Source organism: Burkholderia sp. AU44665 (assembly GCF_030504405.1).
Lineage (GTDB): Bacteria > Pseudomonadota > Gammaproteobacteria > Burkholderiales > Burkholderiaceae > Burkholderia > Burkholderia semiarida.
Genome location: NZ_JAUJRI010000007.1, coordinates 286,846 through 307,256, shown reverse-complemented (window position 1 = coordinate 307,256; position 20,411 = coordinate 286,846). Strand labels below are relative to the sequence as shown.

Here is a 20,411-nt window from a genome sequence, read left to right as displayed (position 1 = left end):
TGACGGAATGATACGGGGGACAGAAGGGAAAAAGGATCCAAAGTTGGCTGACGATTCGATCTAACGTGGAATAACGTTTTGTTTTTTTGCGAAATTGGGGAATTTGTTTTTATATGGGCACGCCGGCCCGATCACGTCGCCGTATCGGGGCCGGATTGGGTCGACAACCGGTGTGCATCCCGCACCCACGCCAGCAGCGCGTGCTCGTACTTCGACGGGATCGTGACCGTGAGCGTCGTGAGGCGGGTGGCGCTGCTGGGCAATTCCAGATAGCGCCGCCAGGTTTTTCGCACCAGTTGCGACATCGCGGAGTCCGTCATGCCGAGTTCGGCGGCCAGCGCCCGTTGGGATCTGCCTTTCACGAAAATCTCGTGCAAGGCCCACTGGTTCAGCGGCTTGGTCCGCGTATCCTGAAGCCGCAACAGCCGGAACTGTTCGGCAGTCATGCGTCGGGTCGTTTGCATTCAGATCCGCCCCGAATGTTGAAGTGACGAGATCAATTCCGCGCCGCACGAAGTCTTGTGGCCGTCGAACGCGGCGGCCCGGCCTTCGATGTCGAAGCTCGGGTCGCCTTCGGCGATCTCGCAGGCGCCATGAATCGGACACGAGCACGCGTCGCCGATACGCGCGACCGCGCGCCCCATCACCGTGCTTGTTCGGGCGCCGGATTCGACCCGGCCGCCGTGGGTGTGCGTATCTTCTACCCGGATAATTCCCCGCATGGGATTTCCTCCTCCAAATGGTTTGAGGTCTGACGCGGCGATCACGTTCGGACGAAGCGATTTGCCGTGCCGGTGTGCATCACCATGAATAGCCTTGCATGCCGTAATTCGTATCGTGTCGGCGTCCCCACCACGGCAGGTAGGCGTTGTTGCCGCCGCGTGCGCGGAACCAGTCCTTGTCGGGATCGATCGGCGTGAGCTTCGACGGTGGCCGGACAACGACCGCGACTGGGTGCTCGGGGTCGGTCGTGCCGGCGACGAGTGCGTTGCCGCCGAAGTGATTGATTCGGCCGATGGCGAGCGCGACGTCGGTCAATGCGCTGCCGGTTCCCATGTCGCCGAGCAGGGCGGCCGTGTTGAAGGTCTGCTTGCGGTGGTCGTATTCGGGAAGGGTTTCGGTCAACGTCTGCGCGAGCGCAGCAAGGCGTGCCGACGATGCGTCGCTGCCTTTACCTGCGTCGTGGACGATGTAGTTGAGGTCGGGGGCCGCGATGCCGGCGTTGCGTGCGGCTTGGTCGATGGTTGCCTTCCAGGCCTGCACGATTCGCGTCGTACCGGTCTTCTTCGGAAAATCATGCGTGTTGCCGGTCGCGGCCTTGCCGATCCAGGCGAGCGGTTCACGCTCGGTGTTGAAGGTCGGGCCGGCGAGGAACAGCACGACAAGGTTCTCGTTGATCTGTGCGTCCGTGGGGGGGAAGTTGGGGGCGTCCCAGTTCACTACCCAGACGCTCTTGTCAGGGTTCGCCTGCAAGTAGTCCAGGGCTTTGTTCAGCGATGTGAATCCGGTGTTTGGGCCGCCTTGTGTGACTTGTACGTCAGGGAGTTCGTTGCGGCTCCACATCGTCGGGAAATGTGGGTTGCCGATCGAGAACGTCTTTCGAATCGAGTCCTGCAAGTAGCTTTGCGATTCGGCTGCGTCAAGCCGTTCCGGAATTGCAAGTTCGACGCGGATTCCAGCCAACTCGCGCCAGTTGTTTTTATTATCTGGATTAACAGTATAGAAATACCTAGGATTGGATGCATAGCGCGATCGAAGCAGTAGAGGGAACTCAAACATGTACTTGCGATAGAACCCTCTAAACGTTTCTGCGCCTTCGTTGCCGTATGCGATACCCGCCACCGACTGGAGCGTCGTAAAGGAATTCGGATCGGTTCGCACCATGTCGTCGTTCTTGTTCGGGGATGCGAGTCCTTGCGTCCACAACAATTGCCATTCGGTCGGATAGTCCATCCGTTGCAACGGATTCAACCAAATCAAGCCAACAACCTGAGCAATAAATGGCTTCACCGGCTCTTCTGCGGTTAGAGTTGCACTTGCTACTGGCTCAGGGATTGGTGAGGAATGTGCCGAGCGCATCATGGCTGTGGTGAACACAAACACCGCGAGCGCCACGAGGCTGGGTACAACGACAAATCGTTTCATCCAATCTCCTATTTCCAATTGTGTCGGGTCCGGCTGTTCTACGTGCGCCATCAGCGAGGCCATGAGTGCGGCCGCGATCATCCAAGAGGCCACTGAAACGGCGACACGCCGCGGCCATTTAGCGATAAGCACTTTCATATCGCTCCACCGATCTTCAAATAGAGCTGATCTTCACGCTCATCTACGATCAAGGCCGGCATCCTACCTTCGCTTTTCTCGTCATGTACCCACTCATCCATAGGAAGATCGTCAAGTTCACCGCGTGCGAAATAGTCGTAGTACTTCCTATTTGGATGATGTTCAGGGATGCCTTTTCCCATTCGCCAATCGGCCTCAATCCGCAACGCATTCATTTGCTCAGGCGTCAGATAGCAAACCCCGATCGCCACGTCGTACGCAAGCGCCTTTTCGGCATGCTTCGGATTCGTCATCGTCGTGGAGTGATTCGTCGGGCTGTTGGTCGCGCCACGATCGAGCCAATCGACAATCTGCTGATCGCGCCATTCCTTGTAGCCCTCCGGCATTTCGCTCTTGCCGTCCTCGCCGATCACGTGGCCATCACCATCGAGCCATTCCGTATTCAGCGTGCGCCGCGCCTCCATCCGCATCAACGCGCGATCCTCATAACGCTGTCCGGCTTCGCTCTCTGCCGTCCCTTGCGCGACACTGTCCGCGTTCTTCGCCTCGTACTGATCGTAGGGATCGTCCGCGCGCTTGTCTGCCTCGCTTTTGCCTGCGTCGCGCCATGCGGCCGGCGGATCGTTGCCTTCGTTGAAGTCGCTTGTCGCATTGCCGTCCTTCGTTTCGATGGGCTTGCCGAACCGAAACGCCTTCGGCGCGAACGGTTCGTCGAGTGCCGGCGCGTCCGCCACCACGGTCCAGCCCTGCGGCGGAACGGCGTTCACGCGGAACATGTTCAATGCCGAGCTGATCTGGGTGACGAAAAACATGATCGGCGCGGATGCAAGCGTGGCCGCCACCCCGAACACGGACTCGTTTCCCTTGAGTGCACCGATTAGATTGAACTTGGCGGGTGGCGAAGGCGGATACCAGAAGCCCGAAGTCGTTCCCTTTTTGCCATGCCGCCAGTCGTCTTCCCAATACCGATAGTGTTTCTGCACGCCAACCCGGAAGCCGGACGCAAAGACGCGCTGCGTCAGCACGCCAGGGACACCGATATCGTTCAGCTCGTTCTTGTCGATGCCGCGCCAGCCGATGCCTTGAACCGTGACCGCCGAAATCACCTGATCATGCGGACAGCAATACGCGGTGACCCGACCATACGTCGATCCGTTCAGGCCGTGGCGTATCCGATCCTCTTGTGCTGCATAAGATTTCTTGCTGGTCGGCGATACCCGTTCGTTCGCCATGTCTTCATCGATCTTGTCGGCGGGCAGTTCGTAGGCCTTCCGCGTGCCGATGATCGACAGAAACTTGCCGAACGTTTTCGTGCGGGCGGTGTAGGTCTGCCGTCCGCGACGGCCGCCACCGTCCCGGGTCGCGCGTTGCGACCAGGTATCCATGAACGTATCGGATGGATTTGGGCCGTCCGCGCGCGCAAGACTGTACGGCGCATTCGCCAGTACGTAGGCGTCGGCCACGCAATGCCCGCTACGTCCCCACGGATCTTCGACATCGGGCAGTGCATCGCCGAAGAAGGCCGCGGTAAGGCCCACGATGTTGCCCTGGCTATGGCACACGACGGTGATCGGCACGTCGGCCTGCATGCGGCGAATCGACTCGATCAGCTTCGCAAGGCGCAACGCCGCGAGCACGCCATATGCGCGAGGTGGCGCGCGATACAGCGGTCGATTGGTCGGGTTGATCCCCTGGACGGTCAACCACCCGGCCGCGCGGTCGTCGAGGCCGCCGTGCCAGAGATCGGGCAGGCTCGCGCAACCGTTCGTGAACGGGCCGCCGCCCCAGTAGTCCTTCTCGTTCAGGAAGATCTTGTCGCCGTACTCTTTCAGCTCAGCGGCGGTCGCCCGATAGCCCCATCGGAAATGAATGACGGGAGAGAAGGACGGGTCGGATTTGATGTAGTTGCCGGACCAAAGCTTCGGATTCAAAAACCCGTCCGGCGTCACGCTTTCCGTGTACTTCGCCGGCACCAGTTGCCCGGCATCGATGCCGTGATACTTCAACTGATCGTCCAGCCGCCCGAGCCGGCGATTCAGGCCATCGCACAGCCCCTGCTCGGCGGCCTCGAACCATTCGCCTTCGGAGTTCACGCCATGCACGAAGATGACGACACCGGGCAACGGCATTTGCTTGACGCAGATCAGGCGGGTGTCTTTCGTCCACATCGCAACCCCGTCGGTCCGGCCGACGACGATCTGCGGCGCCTCCGGGCGCGACGCGGCCGCGTCGGGCACGTCGGCCTTCGCGGCGTGCTCGTTGGTGCGGATGTCCTCTTCCGGTCGAGGATCGAGAGATGACTGATTCATCCGGAATCCTGCGCTTTCGTTAAACATTCTTCTTGGTGAACTGCACCGCCAGCCTCTCGAACCGGTCGGTGTCGACCGCCGGCAGTTCCCCGGCCGTGTCGGTCGTCAAATTCGACAGCGTTCCCGAAGCCTTTCGAACTTGCCCTTCGAACCCCGGCGCCGCGTTGCCGTCCGTGGGGCGGATCAGCTTCGGGACACGGCCGAGCGTATGTCGATCGAAGGCCGGCAGATCGGCGCTCATGCTGGCGGGGCCGTCCCATGCGTGACCATCGGATTTCACGGTGAACTTGCCGGGGCATCCGAGTTCGATATCGCTCCCACGCAGCTTCAGATACGCGCCGCCCGCCGTGACGAATACGACTTCGTCGCTCGCCGTGCCGGCAAGCTTGCCACCGGCCGCGGTCAACTGAATGCTTTTGCCGGACTCGATTTGCGTGTCGTCGTGCTGCGATTGAATGGCCACTTTCCCCTGATGCGCGATCGCCGATACGCCATTACCGTGCGCGAACATCGCGACGCCATGCCCGGCATGCAGATTGATTCGCTCGCCGCTCGCGATTTGCACGTGTTGCTGCGCGATCTGATCGATGTTCTCGCCCGCATACGTGACGTGCGTTTTCGGCGTGACGTTCAGCGAACCCGCTTGCGCGCCGAACGCCATGAATGCGCGGGCGTCGCCGGTAGCGCCGGATTCGGAACCGCCGGGTTTCCAGTGACGGAATGCATCGGCGAGGGTGTCCTGGCCGGCCGTGTCGGGGGAATGCCCGCCATGCTGGCCGGCATGATCGCCGAGCGACTTGAACAGCGTCGTGCATTGATCGAGCAAGTGGATCAGCTCGTCGCGATCGAGCTGACCGCCGGTTGCGTGCGAACGCGCATAGGTCGTCAACAGCATGCCTTGGGCGGCGCGCAACGCCGCGGCGGCGTCGGTGCGCAGCTCCGCGCCTTCGCCCCGATCGTCTCCGTGGCCGTCGATGCGCGGCTGCGTCAGGTAGCCGAGATTCAACTGCGTGTGCGCATGTTCGCTTGCCAACTGCGCGGAGATCTGCGACGGCGTATCGTCGAGGCGAAGCTGGTTGTGCCGGCGACCCCTGATTTCCCGCGTCTTGATGCCGGACACGTAGCGATTGCCTGGAAGCGCGCCGGTATCGCTGAAGGTCGCCGGCGGGTTCGCACCGTTGCTCAACACGCCGATGATCACCAGACGGTCCGGATCGCCCGACAGGCTCCCCAGCAGGACCTCCATGCCGACGCGCGGCAGGAACAGCGCGCCGAAGCATTCGCCCGCGAGACTCGCCGCGACGCGAATCGGCGCGCTGTCGCCGGCCAGGCCGTTCGTACCGGCGCCTTGCGCATGAGCGTGGTCCGCCGGATCGAGACCGTGAAGCTGCACACGCACGCGGCCGGCCTTGTCGCAAAACACCTGCTCGCCCTGCGTGCCGACGATCGTGCCGGTCAGCAGGTGAACCGGCGGCACGTCGATCGTCGGATCGTAGGCCGGCTTGAGCGGTACACCGCGTTGCACGCACGTGAAGCTGTTTTCGTAGCGCGTGTCCGTTTGTCCCGATGCATCGGGCGGCGGAACGGTTGGCGTCAGGTTGCGGCTTGCCGCGAACAGCCCGCTTGCGCGGCCCGACAGGTCTTTCGGCAGGTTGTTCCAGATGACGTGTCGAATCGACGTGACGACGAACCGACGGCGATCGATCGACTTCATATCCAGCTCGGGGTCGCCCGCGAGCGTGAATCCGTATCCGACCAGCATGTCGCGCACGGTGCCGATGCCTTCGAAGCGCGCGGCTTCGAACTGATGGGCCAGCATCCGGTCGTGCGCGATGCGTGCGTGATCGTTCCACGAGTCGCCGACGTGCGGGATGTCGATCGCGACGTCGGTCAGCAAACGCGCGAGATCGTTCCCCGACTCGCCCTGGTCGATGCCGGTGAAGGCCTCGAAATCGTCCACGCGCGCGGTCTTGTAATCCCACGACGGGCGGCGGACCTTGCCCGCGGACAGACGCTGGTCGTACGCGAAGAGCGTCACGGTGTCGCGTTGCTCGACGCCGGCGTCGCGCGGGTGAAGGCGTACGGTGCCCGCCGGTGCGTCCGGAAGACGATGCGGATCGTCGCAGAACACGAGCGTGTGAATCGGCCGCTCGTCGGTCACGCCGCGTCTGCCGCCGGCCGGGGCGGCCTTCGCAAAGACCGTGATGCCTTCCCGGCGCAGCAGGCGCCGGATGAAGCGTGCGTCGGATTCGTTGACCTGCCGCGTCAGCTCGCGTGCCGGATAGCGATCGGCCCGCAAGGTCGACAGGTCGAAATCGAACGCTCGCGCGAGCGCGGGGCTGCGCTGTTTCCACTCGTTCATCAGCGTCGCCAGAATGTCCGGCACGCTGCGCGAGCGGAACAGGCGGGCGTTCGTGCGACGGTCCATCAGCGACAGGGCGTCGCACACATGCAACTGATAGACGGTCAGTTCGCCGTCGGATTGACCGGCCCGCACTTCGTGCACGATTGCGTTGATGGCCCGGATGTCGCCTCGATCGGTCGTCAGCCGGACCGATACGGGCAAACCGAGAAACAGCGCAGGCGGCAGATGATCGTAGGTGGACACGCAGGTCAATTGCCCTTCGATGCCCGACATGAGCCCCTCGCGGATATCGGCATGATGGAGCGCCAGCAGATGACCGACTGCGCGTTGCGCCTGACCGAAATGAAGGGCGACCGGTCGCTTGTTCCGGTCGACCAGACCCGACGCAAAGTTTCGCAAAGTTGCTGCTATCGACATAACGACAATCTCGTTATTTTTTGTTCCGGATTCGGATGGGTTCGAATCCGCCTCTCAGAGTGATAAGGCGATGGTCTTTGGGATTTCGGTGCGAAGAATAGCAAGCTATTTCTATCTTTAACTGATATTTTTATTTTGAGATGGAAGATAAGTTCTTTTGAAACAATGGTTAATGTTTGTTTGGTTTAGGCGGGGATTTTGTTTGAATGAGAATATGTCGATTCGACTATTCGGGATTGGTATTTGTCTCGACTCGTTTTCCAATATCGCTGAAGTAAGGATTTTTTTGCCCGGACATGATTGAGTGGGAGGTTGAAAAATCGGAATTGTCCCGACTCAATGCGGGCAGCGATATGTCATGCCATTGAAATCGATGCGGGCGGGCTTGCGCACTGGCGCGCGATATGCCCACCCGCCGATCGAATGTCGAAAATGCACGCTGATTTGATCAGCGCCGCGCTTCACTACCGGTTGTCGAAGCGGGCGATGCGGGTATGCGTCGCCGGACTATCGGCGGGCGAGTCGCGGCGCGAATGCGCGCGTGAATGGCGAGCCGGCTCCGAACGTGTTTCGCGAGTCAGGCGATGGCGCGGGATGCGTTTGCGGATGCGCGACGGGCGCCGCCGCGCGCTTTGCGTCGGTTGTTGTCGCCAAGGCAACACGGTAGTGTTGCCCATTGACGTGCCGCCGGGCCGACAATGAATCTGTGGCGACGCGTGCCGGCATCGGCCAATTTCAAATGGCTGGTGCGTGGCCGATCATTCCACCCTATAGTGCTCGTCGTTGATCGATCTGGACGCGTTTGGGAGTTCGTCGTGTTTCACCGGAGATTCAAATTGGGTTGTTCACGCTTCGCGTGCATCGTCGCCGTGGCGATGCTGGCGCCAGTCGCGGCGCATGCACAAGTGGAGGCTGGCGACGGCGCGACGCACGTCGCGGCGGCTGTCGATCACGGCACGTCCGCGGCACGACCGATCGTCGGCGACGATCCGGTTGCCATCCGCGATGCGTTGCAGAAGCTGCACGTCAATACGCTCCCGCCTTCGTTGCGTGATCGGATTCGCGGCGCGGTCTCCGGCGCCGCCGGCCGGCACGGCCCGGATCCCGACCTGGCGGCCGTCGGTCTGGATCGTGACGTGACGTTCGTGGTGCCGGTGCGGTACGGGCTGAGATACCGGTCACGGCAGCACCTGCTGACGCTGGATGTCGACCTGTTCGATGCGGAGCGCGACGGCCGGGCAGGCATCCTGCTCAGAAGGGTGACGACGGGGCCGCGAGGGCGCGGGCTCGTGATTGCGCCGGAAGCGAAGGCAAAAGGGTACATCCAGCACGTCGACATCATCGAACTCGACGCCGGACAAGGCAAAAAGACCACGGTCAGGAGCCGCATGCGGCTCTCGGCCGCCGAGTACGCGCGGACGCAAGGCGACTTCGCACTCGTTTTTTCCGGGCGCCTGGTTCGGCCTTACCTGACCGAACAAACCGAACACGCCGATCCGAGTATCGAGGAGCCGACGGACATTTCGACGAGAATCTCCACGTTGCACATGGATCTCCGCGATATCTGGCTGGTGAGTCCGTCGAGCGGCGTCGTGGTGTCGAAGAAGCTGCGGTTGTCGAAGTAGCGGTTTCCGGCGGGCCGGTCATGCAGGCGCCCGGATAGGGAAGGGCCGGATCAGCGGAGCCATCCGGCCGAAGTGGCGCGTTCGGGGGCCGCTTGTTCAACGCCGGGTTTTCGGTATAATGGACCCACGTTCGGAATGTCGAACGTGAGAATTCAAGCATCCAGAGTCGGGTTTTCCGACGCCAACCTGCCCTCCCGGGCAAGGTGGACGCCCTCGAGGCGATGCGGCCGATTGACGGCAACGAAACGGGAACAGCATGGCTGGCACCGGTTCGATAACCATTCATCCGGAGCAACCATGAGCCAAGTTTCCTCCGCTTCCCATCCGACGGTCTGCGAAGACTGGTCGTGTTTTCTTCCCGGTTTCACGTTGACGCATACGGTTCATCTCGTTTCGAGACGGAATCCGGGCATTGTTTCGACCGCGGCTGCCGTACTCGAAGGCGAAACGGCGACGGTCGACCGGTGGGCCATCACCCGCTGTGGCGACGTGCTCGAACAAAAGATCGTGCTCGGCGAGATGACGGAAGGGCAAGCGGTTCGGCTGCGTGAACGGCTTGCGGCGCTCGATGGCGTGCTCCGGACGAGGGTCGAGCATCATTTCGTTCGGGTAGGGGCGCCACGGGCCGGACATGTGTCGGAGGATGGTCGTTAGTCTGGCTGCAAGTCGTTGTCTGGGCAACGCAGTTCCTTGGGAGGTCACCGTGGTACAGCGATAGGTACATGGCGCTACCTATTACCCGTTGTAGCGGACGCAGTCATCCACGCAACCAGCAGTCACATACCAGGGAAAGACTGCTGATGCGATGCCGGCAACGCAGCGTCATTCCAAAGCTTTGTAGCGAGCGGATGACGGGCAAGATGGATGAGGCGATATAGCGGTCCCTTGTTCGAATTGACGAATAGTGGCTTGGACTGGGCAACCTGCATCTTAGTGAGGTCGGTGACCAGCGATTCCCAATACTCAAGATACGCGCTGACTTGTGCGTGCTTGGGAATCTCTTTCAACCGCAAATTGTTGCGCCACCCCGGCGCGGCCGCATCCAACCGAGAACAGGCTAGATTGAAGTCGGTACCGATGTTTCGCTGAACGTCCATTACGCTGAAGTGAATCAAGAGATCTATGTTCGGCCGAGCGGCAAGCTTGCGGATAATCTCGAAGTCCAAGTGCTCGATGTTGAACGGATCGAGGAAGGCGAAGTGTAAGCCCCTCGGAAGCGTCCCAAGCACCCAGTCAACGGTCTTGGATGCGTTGCCTACACGTGCCTGTACTTTCGCGCCTGCTGCGCGAAGTCGCGAGCTACAAGCTTCCACGCTTCCGGGATCGGCATCGGCGATGTATATCTCGTCGAATGGCGCTCCGCCGCGTTCCGACATGCGCCACGCTGATAACACACCGCCATCGGAGATAACTCCCGATTCACGGTTCATGACTCGTCCGGGACCCGAAAAAAGGTCGATAAACGAAGCATATGGCCATTTGGCGCGAGCTTTGCGGGCTGCGTCGACATAACGAGACAGCGCTACATGCTTGTCTTCCGACCAAGGACCAACCTTCATGACCGGCAGACCATCCGCCGGATCGATGACAAACTTGTCGTCATTTTTTGGGGCCACGCTTTGTCTCGTATTTTGGGGAGGCATGGTGATGTCAAATAGTATGCCGCTATTTCGAAATATTTACTAAAACCTGATAATCTTTCGGTAGACCAAGAGCCCGCATTACACCAAGCATGGCAAAAACAGAAGACAAGTATTTCTGGCAGGTTGGACATCCCCCGCCGCTTCTTGACCAGCACAGCGCCGTTAAGCACGCGATTGTCGAGGAGTATGTTCAGCAATACATCGAGACCCTGATGAGTTTGCCGACCATGCCCAAACTAACTTTGACATTGGTCGATGGGTTTGCCGGCGGCGGCGAGTACCTCAACGAACAGGCAAAATCAGTTGATGGCACGCCTCTGCTTATGATGCGGGGGACGCATCTGGCGCGAGCCGCTCTCAATGTTGGTCGGCGCACGCTGCGTGAAGTGGACACTGAATTTTTCTTCGTGGAGAAGAAGCGGGAATCTGCGGAGTATCTTTGTCAGCACTTGGAAAGGCGGCGAGCGGAAGGCGCCATCGCGCAGCAGGACTTCGAGCGGTCCAGAGTACTGAATAGTGGATTTCTCGATGAGCTACCGAGAATTGTGGAGCGTATCAAGGCACGCCGAGGCGGCGGCCGGGCGATTTTTCTGCTTGACCAGTACAGCTACAACGCCGTTCCGATGGACAAGCTTCGATGGCTGATGACCGAACTGCCGAACGCAGAAGTCATCATGACCTTCAATGTCGACTCGCTTCTTACCTATATCAGTGACAGAGAGGCAAATCGGAAGGCAGTGCGCAGTATCGGCATTGAGCAGTACATCCCATGGAAACAACTGGGGCAAATTAAGGCGGAGTCTGGACGGGTGGCGCTCCAACGTTACGTCGCGCATGGGATCAAAACCGAAACAGGCGCGCCGTACATGACACTGTTCTTTGTTCGGCCAGACTCGGCCAATCCGTGGAGCTACTGGCTTGTGCACTTGTCGCAGCAATACAAGGCCCACGACGTGATGAAGTCGCTGCACTGGGCGCACTCAAGCGAGTTCGGACACGAGCTTGAACCGGGACTCTTCATACTGGGCTACGATCCGAAGCGGGATGAGCAATATACTGGTCAGTCCATCCTCTTCGATGCTGGTGGGGCAGAACTCTGCATCGAGACATTGAAGGAAGACCTCGGCCGCATCTTGTCAGACCGCCAGCAGCCGCTCACCGTCCGGCAACTGCTCACTGACCACATTTCCAACACTATCGCAGACGAAACTCGGCTGCAAATGGTTATCCGGGGCTTGCATACATCAGGGAGTATTGTGGTGTCGAATAAAGACGACAGAGTGCGGCGGCCGTCAAAGCACTACAAGCCCTCCGATATCATCGAATACTCGCCGCAGCGAAAGTTCTTTACGTAAGCTGCACGCGGTCGGGCATATCGTCCCAGGTACGTCCTTCGAGGAGCCGCCCGTTCGCGCCCTTGGAGCGACGTACGCCGTCGCTGCCCCATGTACCCCACTGCTTGAAGAAGAATTTCACGCCTTGCTCCTCGCACTGGAGCTTGACGCCCTGCACCCACTCTTCGAGCATTGGGCGTGCCTTCGCGCCTGATTCGCCACCCACGATGACCCAGTCAATGTTCTCGAGATTCAGTGTTCCGAGGTCTTCGAGTAGCGGTTCGACGGACAGGAAGCGCACACCGCCTTGCACCGCCCGCAGCTCATCGATGCGAGGTACCCCATACCGACGGTCCTCTACAGTCACACCGAGCCAGGCGTTTCCCGGAATATCGCGACGGCTGCAGTAGTTCGCGAGCCGCTCAGCGCGCTTCGTGAGAATCTGGAACGTGTGCTGAGGGCATGCGCGAATCGCGTCGAATACCTGGGTGATGTAGGCGTCAGGGACTGAGCGGTGGAACAGGTCGGACATCGAATTGACGAAATACACCGTTGGAATCTTGCGCTTCAATGGTTCGTCCAGGCGATTCGGTAGAATCGTCAGTTTGAAGCCATTCTCATAGCCAGGAGTGCCCATAGCGTGCAATCGCTTCGCCATGCCTTCGGCGTAGCAGTTCTTGCAGCCCTTGGAAACTTTCGTGCATCCAACCGTTGGGTTCCAGGTGCGTTCCGTCCACTCAATCTTGCTTTGCCCGCCGCTCATTATTCGACCTCTCAATTTGGTTGCGATTTTATCGGGCTTCCGGCGGCTGTTGCGAAATAGCCATGCTTCTGTCATGTGCTCACGTTTTCTCGGTGCTCGAAAGCGCAGACACATAATCTCCCGCACTTCAACCCTCGAAGTATATAGAGAAGAACCGATCCTGTATATTTATACAGTGAATTGAGGAATGTGATTGTCTATTTCCGGCGTGGGGTGGTGCGCCGTGACGCATGGTCCACAATCACTGAGAACCAGGAAGCGAGTACGCCTGACCTTTTCACGACGTTTGGGCGAGCGGGCAGCGGCGGCGCGCGGCAATTCGCACCCGCCATGTTTGGTTCACAAGAGCTGATGACGCATGTTCAATAGGACGCGGCCCCGCCCTCACTCCACCGTCACCGACTTAGCCAGATTCCTGGGCTTATCGATATCCGTCCCCCGCGCGAGCGCCGCGTGATACGCGAGCAATTGCATCGGCACCGTATGCAGGATCGGCGACAACGGCCCGTAGTACTCGTTCAGCCGAATCACCTCGATCCCCTCGCTCGGCACCAACCCGCAGTCCACATCCGCGAACACGAACAGCCGCCCATTGCGCGCACTGACCTCATGCATGTTCGACCTGAGCTTCTCGAGCAGCATGTCGTTCGGCGCGACCGCGATCACCGGCATTTCGTTGCTGACGAGCGCCAGCGGCCCATGCTTCAGCTCGCCGGCCGGATAAGCCTCCGCATGAATATAGGAAATCTCCTTCATCTTCAGCGCGCCTTCGAGCGCGATCGGATAATGCATCCCGCGCCCGAGAAACAGCATGTTGTCGCGTCGCGCGAGCAATTCCGACCACGCCATGATCTGCGGTTCCAGCGCGAGCACCTTCGACATCGCGTCGGGCAGGTGCCGCAGCGCACGCAGATGTTCCTTTTCTTCGTCGTCGCTCAACCGCCCGCGCACCTGCGCCAGTGACAGCGTCAGCAGGAACAGCGCGACGAGCTGCGTTGTAAATGCCTTCGTCGAAGCCACCCCGATCTCGATTCCCGCACGCGTCACGAACTGCAACGCACATTCGCGCATCAACGCACTCGTCGCGACGTTGCAGATCGCGAGCGTGTGCATCATCCCGCTGCGTTTCGCGACATGCACGGCCCCGAGCACATCGGCCGTCTCGCCGCTCTGCGACACCGCAACCACCAGCGTGCGCGAATTCGGCACGCTGTCGCGATAGCGGAACTCGCTGGCAATCTCGACGCTGGCCGGCAGCTTCGCAATGCTCTCGATCCAGTACTTCGCGGTCAGCGCCGCGTGATAGCTGCCGCCGCACGCGAGCAGCAGCACCGAATCGACGTCGTTGAACGCCCTCCACGCGCCGTCGCCGAACAGCTCGGGCATGATCGACGAAACGTCGAGCAGCGTATCGGCCACGGCCTGCGGCTGTTCGAAGATCTCCTTCTGCATGTAGTAGCGGTACGACCCGAGATCGGCCGCGCCGCTATGCGCGGCGACGCGTTGCACCGCGCGCTCGACGCGCTGGCCGGCCGCATCGACGATCCAGTAGCGATGCAGTTGGATATCGGCGACGTCGCCGTTCTCCAGGTACGCAATGCGATCGGTGATGCCCGACAGCGCCATCGCATCGGACGCCAGAAAATTCTCGCCTTCGCCGGCCCCGACGACGAGCGGCATCCCGTCGCGCGCGCCGACGATCCGGTGCGGCTCGTCGCGGCACATCACCGCGATCGCATAGCTGCCGCGCAGTCGCGCGACCGCAAGCCGCACGGCCTCGAACAGATCGCCGTCGTACAGATGATCGATCAGGTGCGCGATCGCCTCGCTGTCGGTCTGGCTGGCAAACACATAGCCGTGCGCCTGCAGCTCCGCGCGCAGTTGATCGCAGTTCTCGATGATCCCGTTGTGCGACAGCGCGATGCGCGCGTTCGCGTCGCTCGGAGAGAAGTGCGGATGCGCGTTGAGCGTGACGGGCGCGCCATGCGTGGCCCAGCGCGTATGCGCGATGCCGGTGTAACCGGACAACGCCTGCGCGGCGATCTCGCGCTGCAGATTCGCGACACGATCGACGCTGCGGGCGCGCGCCAGCGCGCGGTCGCGGTAGACCACGACGCCGCACGAATCGTAGCCGCGGTATTCGAGCCGCTTCAGGCCGTCGACGAGGTTCGGCAGGATGTCCCGCTGGGCTACCGCCCCGACAATTCCACACATATCGCGCTCCGTAAATGTCCTGTCTGGATCAGTGAGAGCGATGGTAGAGCCAGCGAAATGGAATTAAATTTCAAAAAATAGTGATAGGTGAAATTAACCGTGGATAGACTATCATGTTGAAATTAAATTTCACCATCCAGGTGAAAGGAGCAGCCGATGCCCGGCATCACCCTCGACGATCTCGACCTGCGCATCCTCGCGATCCTGCAGGAGGATGCGTCGGTGTCGAACCTGCAACTGGCCGAGCGCGCGCTGTCGTCGCCACCTACCTGCATGCGCCGCGTGCGGCGGCTGACGGAGGCCGGCGTGATCCGCCGGCAGGTTGCGGTGCTCGACCCGGTCGCGATCGGCACGGCCGTCACCGCGCTGATCGAGATCAGCCTCGACCGGCAGACGGCCGAGGACTACGACACGTTCGAAGCGTACGTGTGCGCGGAGCCGGCCGTCACGCAGTGCTACCGCGTGTCGCCGGGGCCGGATTTCGTCGTGATCGCCGATCTGGCGGACGTGGCCGAATACGACGAATTCGCGCGGCGGCTGTTCACCGGCGCGTCGAACGTCCGCAACGTGCGGACGTTTTTCTCGACGCATCGCGCGAAATTCGAGGCGAACGCGCGGGTCGCGCATGCGATGCGCAAGCGCACATAGCGTGGGTGACCGGCAGCGCTGTCGCGGCTGTTCCGGCAGGACGCGGGGCTGTCGTTCACCGAATGGCGTCAGAACGCGAGCGCCTGCTGCATCGGTTGATGCATGCCGCGCGAAAACCCGGCGCCTTCGAGCGACAGCAGCGCACGTTTGCGCTCGATGCCGCCCGCATAGCCGGTCAGGCTGCCCGATGCGCCGACCACGCGGTGGCACGGCACGATGATCGATATCGGATTGCGGCCGACCGCGCCGCCCACGGCGCGCGCGCCGCTCATCGGCAGCCCGACGCGCTCGGTGATGTCGCCGTACGACACGAGTTCGCCGAACGGAATCGCGAGCAGTTCCTTCCATACGCGTTGCTGAAACGCGGTGCCGCGCAGGTGGATCGGCACCGAGAACGTGTCGCGCGCGCCGGTGAAGTACTCGGCGATTTCTTCCGCGACCTGGCGCGCGAGGGGCGACATCGCGTGCGCGTCCGCTTCGGTCGTGATCGCGAGCGACGGAAAGTATTTCTGGCCGACGAAGTACAGGCCGGTCAGCGCATCGTCCTCGATGCGTACGGCGATGTCGCCCAGCGGGCTCGGAATCAGGTGAGCGGGAGTCATCGCGACACATCTCCATGAAGGCGCCACACATGCAGTGCGGCATACGCGCGTCACGGCGCCCGGCGCGCCGCATGTGACGACTGTAAACCATCCTCGACGTCGATTCCGGCCGGAATCGGTCGTGCGTTTCGGCGGCCGCGGGGCCGCCACGCCACGGCGGGAAAATCAGCGGAAAAACGGTTAATACCACTCTGCGAAACAGTCGTCTCTTTTCTCGCGACCAATTTGAGATGACTCATCGAAATCCCCGACTGACACGGTGCCGGTAGGCGGCCTATCCTTTGAAAAACGTTTTCCAGATTGGTTGGTGAAAGGGCCTGTGCGCGAGCGCGCGGGCCGTTCGCCCCGGCGCCGGTCGCCGGTCAACGAACTTGGTGCGGCGCGACGGGCGCGACCGCGCATCGGAGACATTCATGCCCTCTGCCGTCGTCGGCGCCGTGCGCGCGGCCGCGAGCCGCTACCGCTGGACCGTCTGTGCGCTGCTGTTTTTCGCGACCGTGATCAACTACATGGATCGGCAGATCCTCGGCCTGCTCGCGCCGATGCTCCAGCACGACATCGGCTGGAGCCAGGTGCAGTACGGCCGCATCGTGATGGCGTTTTCCGCGTTCTATGCGCTGGGCCTGCTCGGCTTCGGGCGCATCGTCGACTGGCTCGGCACGCGCGTGTCGTACGCGGTCGCGATGCTGGTGTGGAGCATCGCCGCGATGCTGCACGCGGCCGTCGGCTCGGTGGCGGGCTTCGCGTTCGTGCGCGCGCTGCTCGGGATCGGCGAGGGCGGCAACTTCCCGGCCGCGATCAAGACGACGGCCGAATGGTTCCCGCGCCGCGAACGCGCGCTCGCGACCGGCATCTTCAACTCGGGCGCGAACATCGGCGCGGTGTTCGCGCCGGCGATCATCCCGGCGATCGCGGTGGCCTACGGCTGGCGCGCGGCGTTCGTGATCATCGGCGCGATCGGTATCGTGTGGCTCGCGGTGTGGCTGGTGATGTATCGCACGGCCGATACGCGCGCGCTCGCCGCGGAATACGACGAGCCGCGCGACGAAGCCGAAGCGCTCGACGCGGCGAACGCGAACGCCGGCGCGCCGCGCTGGGGCGAACTGATCCGCAAGCGCGAGACGTGGGCCTTTCTGGTCGGCAAGTTCCTGACCGATCCGGTGTGGTGGTTCTACCTGTTCTGGCTGCCGAAGTGGCTCAACGAGTCGCGCGGGATGGACATGCAGCACATCGGCTTGCCGCTCGTCTGCATCTATGCGCTGACGACGGTCGGCAGCATCGGCGGCGGCTGGCTGTCGTCGATGCTGCTGCGTGCGGGCTGGAGCGTGAACCGTGCGCGCAAGACGGCGATGCTGATCTGCGCATGCTGCGTGCTGCCGATCGCGTTCGTGTCGCAGGTGCAGAGCCTGTGGATCGCGGTGCTGATCGTCGGCCTCGCCGCCGCCGCGCACCAGGGCTGGTCGGCGAACCTGTTCACGACGGCCTCCGACCTGTTCCCGCGCCGCGCGGTCGCGTCGGTGGTTGGTATCGGCGGGATGGCCGGCTCGATCGGCGGCGTGCTGTTCTCGGAAGTGATCGGCCAGGTGCTGCAGCGCACCGGCCACTACTGGGTGCTGTTCGCGATCGGCGCATCGGCCTATCTGATCGCGCTGGCCGTGATGCATGCGCTCACGCCGAAGATGAAGCCCGCGAAACTCGACGCGTAAGCGCATTCCGGCAAACGAATGCGCCGCCCTTGGGCGGCGCTTCCTTTTTGCGTTGGGGGAAAGGGCGCGTCGCGACCGCGTCAGCTCGCCGAGGCCGTCGACGCGCGCATGATCAGCCGCGGCTCGAACGTCGAATAGCTCGCGTCGGTGCGCCCGGCGAGCGCGTCGATCAGCTTCTGCATCGCGAGCTCGCCCATGTTCTCGCTCTGGATGTCGACGGTCGTCAGCGCGGGCGCCGCGTATGCGCCATACGGCACGTTGTCGATGCCGGCGACGGACACGTCCTGCGGCAGCCGGAAGCCGAGCGACGCGGCCTCCTTCATGAAGCCGAGCGCGATCAGGTCGTTGTAGCAGATCACGGCCTGCGGGCGCTGCGGCCCGAGCATCACGCGCGAGCACGCGCGCTCGCCGGCCTCGGCGGTCGGTGCGTGCGCGTCGTGCACGTCGAGCGTGAGCCCCGCTTCGGCGAGGCAGTCGCGCGCGCCCTGGATCCGTTCGTCGTTCACGCGCGCGGTGCCGAAGCCGAGATATGCGATGCGCGTGTGGCCGAGGTTGAGCAGGTGACGCGCGAGCATGTAGGTCGACAGCCGGTTGTCGATGCCGACGCTCGGAATCGGCAGCCCGGGGCTGCGACGCAGCAGCACGAGCGGCTTGTTGAGGTCGAGCATCCAGCCGGCTTCCTCGTCGGGCATCCGCGTGCTGACGATCAGCCCGTCGACGCGCTGCGCGAGCGCCTCGATCAGCGAGCGTTCGCGCGTCTGGTTCTCCTCGGTGTCGACGAGCAGCAGCGTGTAGTCGTGTTGCAGCGCGACGCGGTTCGCGCCTTTCACGACGTTCGTGAAGTGCGGGTTGCTGATGTCGAGGATCACGAGGCCGATGGTGCGCGTGCGGCCGGTGATCATCGAACGCGCGAGCGGGTTCGATCGGTAGCCGAGCCGCTCGATGGCTTCCTTCAGCCGTGCCTCGACGGTCGGCGAGAAGCGCTGCGTGCCGTTCACGTACTTCGATACCGTCGCGACCGACACGCCGGCTTCCGCGGCCACGTCGCGGATCGTCGGGGAAACTTTTTTCATCCGAAGGGTAACGTTTTCGTTCGATAACGCCGGATTGTGGCAGAAAAAGCCCGCCCGCGGCCGTACGGCGATATCGGGAAAATGCGGATGGCCGCGAGCAGGCCCGACCATTGACGTTCGGCGGGGCGTCCGCGTATAGTTGGAAAACGTTTTCCGATTTAGATCAGATCCAAGGAGATTCGATGAACGCCTCATCCACCGCCGCGCGCAAACCGTTCGGCCGCCTGCTGCTGACGGGCGCGGCCGGCAACCTCGGCCGCCAGTTGCGCGGCGCGCTCGCCGACTGGGCCGACGTCGTGCGCGTCAGCGACATCGCGGCGCTCGGCGACGCGGCCGCCCATGAAGAGCTCCGGGTCGTCGATCTGGCCGATCGGCCGGCCGTGATGCAGCTCGTCGAAGGCGTCGACGCGATCGTCCATCTCGGCGGCATTTCCGTCGATGCGCCGTTCGACGATCTGGTCGGCGCGAACATCACCGGCACGTACAACCTGTACGAAGCCGCGCGCAAGCATGGCGTGAAGCGCGTCGTGTTCGCGAGCTCGAACCATGCGATCGGTTTCCATCCGGTCACCGAAGTGCTCGATGCCGATGCGCCGCTGCGCCCGGACAGCCTGTACGGCGTGACGAAATGCTTCGGCGAATCGCTGTCGCGCTACTACTTCGACCGCTTCGGGATCGAAACCGTATGCCTGCGGATCGGTTCGTCGTTCGAGGTGCCGAAGAATCCGCGCATGCTCGTCACGTTCCTCAGCTATCGCGATTTCATCGAGCTCGTGCGCTGCTCGCTGCTGACGAACCGCGTCGGGCACGCGATCGTCTACGGTGCGTCGGACAACCCGGTGAAGTGGTGGGACAACACGAAGGTCGGCTTCCTCGGCTTCCGCCCGCGCGACAGCTCCGAGCAGTTCGCCGGGCTGTTCCCGGTGACGGCGCCGACCGCCGAGTACGACGATCCCGCGCAGCGGTTCCAGGGCGGCGGGTTCGTCGTCGGGGAGCCGATGGAGCGGAAGGTGTCGTAAGCGCTGCCGGCGTCGCCGGCGTCAATCGTCAACGCAGGATATCGGTTGCCTTGTGCCGTTCGTCGACACCGTCGATCAGGATCAACGGGCCGCTCGCGTGGCGTGCGCGCAGCGGCTGGATTTGCCGGTACGCATCCGAGTCGTACCACGCGCGCGCCGCGTCGAGATCGGGAAACGCGATCGCGATCAGGTCGCCGCGCCACACGCCTTCGCGCACTTCGGGCCGTGCGCCGTGAATCACGAAATGGCCGTCGTACGGCGCGAGCGTGCCGTCGATCCGTTCGAGGTATTCGACGATGTCGTCGCACATCTCGACGTCGTGCAGGTGGGCGATGGCGTAGGCGGTCATGGCGGGCTCCTTGGCGGGATGCGGTGCGTGAGTCGATGGGGCCATGATCGCGGCGCGGGTA

The 20,411-nt window shown here is 62.3% G+C and carries 18 protein-coding genes and 1 riboswitch; of the genes, 7 read left to right on the top strand and 11 right to left on the bottom strand.

Annotated elements, in window-relative coordinates:
• Positions 1-131: 131 nt before the first annotated feature.
• The 5 genes from QZM15_RS17775 to QZM15_RS17755 form a co-directional block, all read right to left on the bottom strand.
• Complete coding sequence (locus QZM15_RS17775; protein ID WP_059579849.1) at positions 132-446, bottom strand: TrfB-related DNA-binding protein; 315 nt, start codon at positions 444-446, stop codon at positions 132-134.
• An 18-nt stretch (positions 447-464) separates the two neighbouring features.
• Positions 465-722 (bottom strand): PAAR domain-containing protein, encoded by a 258-nt coding sequence (locus QZM15_RS17770; RefSeq protein ID WP_060316058.1) that lies wholly within the window; start codon positions 720-722, stop codon positions 465-467.
• 79 nt (positions 723-801) lie between these two features.
• Complete coding sequence (locus QZM15_RS17765; protein WP_302106915.1) at positions 802-2,283, bottom strand: virulence factor; 1,482 nt, start codon at positions 2,281-2,283, stop codon at positions 802-804.
• Positions 2,280-4,592, bottom strand: coding sequence for a hypothetical protein (locus QZM15_RS17760; RefSeq protein ID WP_302106914.1), 2,313 nt, complete (start codon positions 4,590-4,592; stop codon positions 2,280-2,282). Before QZM15_RS17760 ends, QZM15_RS17765 begins: the two co-directional genes overlap by 4 nt.
• A gap of 19 nt (positions 4,593-4,611) precedes the next feature.
• On the bottom strand, positions 4,612-7,230 hold the full coding sequence (locus tag QZM15_RS17755) for a type VI secretion system Vgr family protein (protein WP_302106913.1): 2,619 nt from the start codon (positions 7,228-7,230) through the stop codon (positions 4,612-4,614).
• A gap of 21 nt (positions 7,231-7,251) precedes the next feature.
• On the opposite strand from QZM15_RS17755, the gene QZM15_RS17750 reads away from it, so the two are divergent.
• The 3 genes from QZM15_RS17750 (at position 7,252) to QZM15_RS17740 (ending at position 9,653) form a co-directional block, all read left to right on the top strand.
• On the top strand, positions 7,252-7,437 hold the full coding sequence (locus tag QZM15_RS17750) for a hypothetical protein (RefSeq protein WP_302106912.1): 186 nt from the start codon (positions 7,252-7,254) through the stop codon (positions 7,435-7,437).
• Positions 7,438-8,072: 635 nt separating this feature from the next.
• Entirely contained in the window at positions 8,073-8,999 is a 927-nt protein-coding gene (locus QZM15_RS17745) for a hypothetical protein (protein WP_367033700.1), read from the top strand.
• Between the two features lie 151 nt (positions 9,000-9,150).
• A riboswitch (SAM-I-IV-variant riboswitch) is annotated at positions 9,151-9,254 on the top strand.
• Between the two features lie 42 nt (positions 9,255-9,296).
• A complete protein-coding gene (locus QZM15_RS17740; RefSeq protein ID WP_302106911.1) occupies positions 9,297-9,653 on the top strand; it encodes a hypothetical protein in 357 nt (118 codons plus the stop codon).
• Between the two features lie 122 nt (positions 9,654-9,775).
• Here QZM15_RS17740 and tcmP read toward each other — a convergent pair whose 3' ends face one another.
• Positions 9,776-10,615 carry a three-Cys-motif partner protein TcmP gene (gene tcmP, locus QZM15_RS17735; protein ID WP_275906008.1) on the bottom strand — a complete coding sequence of 280 codons (840 nt, stop codon included), beginning with the start codon at positions 10,613-10,615 and terminating at the stop codon, positions 9,776-9,778.
• Positions 10,616-10,731: 116 nt separating this feature from the next.
• On the opposite strand from tcmP, the gene QZM15_RS17730 reads away from it, so the two are divergent.
• Complete coding sequence (locus tag QZM15_RS17730) at positions 10,732-11,997, top strand: three-Cys-motif partner protein TcmP (RefSeq protein ID WP_275906007.1); 1,266 nt, start codon at positions 10,732-10,734, stop codon at positions 11,995-11,997.
• Here QZM15_RS17730 and QZM15_RS17725 read toward each other — a convergent pair.
• Positions 11,990-12,814: a DUF5131 family protein gene (locus QZM15_RS17725; RefSeq protein WP_275906006.1), complete on the bottom strand. Its 825-nt coding sequence runs from the start codon at positions 12,812-12,814 to the stop codon at positions 11,990-11,992. The genes QZM15_RS17730 and QZM15_RS17725 overlap by 8 nt on opposite strands.
• A gap of 309 nt (positions 12,815-13,123) precedes the next feature.
• Positions 13,124-14,953, bottom strand: a complete 1,830-nt coding sequence (gene glmS, locus QZM15_RS17720) for a glutamine--fructose-6-phosphate transaminase (isomerizing) (protein WP_059640481.1) — start codon at positions 14,951-14,953, stop codon at positions 13,124-13,126.
• Positions 14,954-15,109: 156 nt separating this feature from the next.
• Here glmS and QZM15_RS17715 point away from each other — a divergent pair, with 156 nt between their 5' ends.
• Entirely contained in the window at positions 15,110-15,601 is a 492-nt protein-coding gene (locus QZM15_RS17715) for an Lrp/AsnC family transcriptional regulator (RefSeq protein ID WP_059640479.1), read from the top strand.
• A 68-nt stretch (positions 15,602-15,669) separates the two neighbouring features.
• Here QZM15_RS17715 and QZM15_RS17710 read toward each other — a convergent pair whose 3' ends face one another.
• The gene (locus QZM15_RS17710; RefSeq protein WP_302106910.1) at positions 15,670-16,203 is read right to left on the bottom strand and encodes a methylated-DNA--[protein]-cysteine S-methyltransferase; all 534 of its coding nucleotides are present in this window, start codon (positions 16,201-16,203) and stop codon (positions 15,670-15,672) included.
• 413 nt (positions 16,204-16,616) lie between these two features.
• Between QZM15_RS17710 and QZM15_RS17705 the strand changes: the two genes are divergently transcribed.
• Positions 16,617-17,909 (top strand): MFS transporter, encoded by a 1,293-nt coding sequence (locus QZM15_RS17705; protein WP_302106909.1) that lies wholly within the window; start codon positions 16,617-16,619, stop codon positions 17,907-17,909.
• Between the two features lie 80 nt (positions 17,910-17,989).
• Here the strand turns inward: QZM15_RS17705 and QZM15_RS17700 are convergent, their stop codons facing one another.
• A complete protein-coding gene (locus tag QZM15_RS17700) occupies positions 17,990-19,093 on the bottom strand; it encodes a LacI family DNA-binding transcriptional regulator (protein ID WP_302106908.1) in 1,104 nt (367 codons plus the stop codon).
• A 71-nt stretch (positions 19,094-19,164) separates the two neighbouring features.
• Between QZM15_RS17700 and QZM15_RS17695 the strand changes: the two genes are divergently transcribed.
• Positions 19,165-20,001 carry an NAD(P)-dependent oxidoreductase gene (locus QZM15_RS17695; protein ID WP_060316022.1) on the top strand — a complete coding sequence of 279 codons (837 nt, stop codon included), beginning with the start codon at positions 19,165-19,167 and terminating at the stop codon, positions 19,999-20,001.
• Between the two features lie 28 nt (positions 20,002-20,029).
• Here QZM15_RS17695 and QZM15_RS17690 read toward each other — a convergent pair whose 3' ends face one another.
• Positions 20,030-20,350: a DUF1330 domain-containing protein gene (locus QZM15_RS17690; RefSeq protein WP_059579788.1), complete on the bottom strand. Its 321-nt coding sequence runs from the start codon at positions 20,348-20,350 to the stop codon at positions 20,030-20,032.
• Positions 20,351-20,411: the final 61 nt, after the last annotated feature.

Excerpts from the sequence above, each read along its gene's own strand:
- QZM15_RS17725 (WP_275906006.1), bottom strand. The coding sequence starts at position 12,814 with ATGACAGAAGCATGGCTATTTCGCAACAGCCGCCGGAAGCCCGATAAA.
- QZM15_RS17690 (WP_059579788.1), bottom strand. The coding sequence starts at position 20,350 with ATGACCGCCTACGCCATCGCCCACCTGCACGACGTCGAGATGTGCGAC.
- QZM15_RS17765 (WP_302106915.1), bottom strand. The coding sequence starts at position 2,283 with ATGAAAGTGCTTATCGCTAAATGGCCGCGGCGTGTCGCCGTTTCAGTG.
- QZM15_RS17700 (WP_302106908.1), bottom strand. The coding sequence starts at position 19,093 with ATGGTCGGGCCTGCTCGCGGCCATCCGCATTTTCCCGATATCGCCGTA.
- QZM15_RS17750 (WP_302106912.1), top strand. The coding sequence starts at position 7,252 with ATGATGGAGCGCCAGCAGATGACCGACTGCGCGTTGCGCCTGACCGAA.
- QZM15_RS17710 (WP_302106910.1), bottom strand. The coding sequence starts at position 16,203 with ATGACTCCCGCTCACCTGATTCCGAGCCCGCTGGGCGACATCGCCGTA.
- QZM15_RS17740 (WP_302106911.1), top strand. The coding sequence starts at position 9,297 with ATGAGCCAAGTTTCCTCCGCTTCCCATCCGACGGTCTGCGAAGACTGG.
- glmS (WP_059640481.1), bottom strand. The coding sequence starts at position 14,953 with ATGTGTGGAATTGTCGGGGCGGTAGCCCAGCGGGACATCCTGCCGAAC.
- QZM15_RS17695 (WP_060316022.1), top strand. The coding sequence starts at position 19,165 with ATGAACGCCTCATCCACCGCCGCGCGCAAACCGTTCGGCCGCCTGCTG.
- QZM15_RS17775 (WP_059579849.1), bottom strand. The coding sequence starts at position 446 with ATGACTGCCGAACAGTTCCGGCTGTTGCGGCTTCAGGATACGCGGACC.
- QZM15_RS17760 (WP_302106914.1), bottom strand. The coding sequence starts at position 4,592 with ATGAATCAGTCATCTCTCGATCCTCGACCGGAAGAGGACATCCGCACC.
- QZM15_RS17730 (WP_275906007.1), top strand. The coding sequence starts at position 10,732 with ATGGCAAAAACAGAAGACAAGTATTTCTGGCAGGTTGGACATCCCCCG.
- QZM15_RS17770 (WP_060316058.1), bottom strand. The coding sequence starts at position 722 with ATGCGGGGAATTATCCGGGTAGAAGATACGCACACCCACGGCGGCCGG.
- QZM15_RS17705 (WP_302106909.1), top strand. The coding sequence starts at position 16,617 with ATGCCCTCTGCCGTCGTCGGCGCCGTGCGCGCGGCCGCGAGCCGCTAC.
- QZM15_RS17755 (WP_302106913.1), bottom strand. The coding sequence starts at position 7,230 with ATGTCGGGCATCGAAGGGCAATTGACCTGCGTGTCCACCTACGATCAT.
- QZM15_RS17715 (WP_059640479.1), top strand. The coding sequence starts at position 15,110 with ATGCCCGGCATCACCCTCGACGATCTCGACCTGCGCATCCTCGCGATC.
- QZM15_RS17745 (WP_367033700.1), top strand. The coding sequence starts at position 8,073 with ATGAATCTGTGGCGACGCGTGCCGGCATCGGCCAATTTCAAATGGCTG.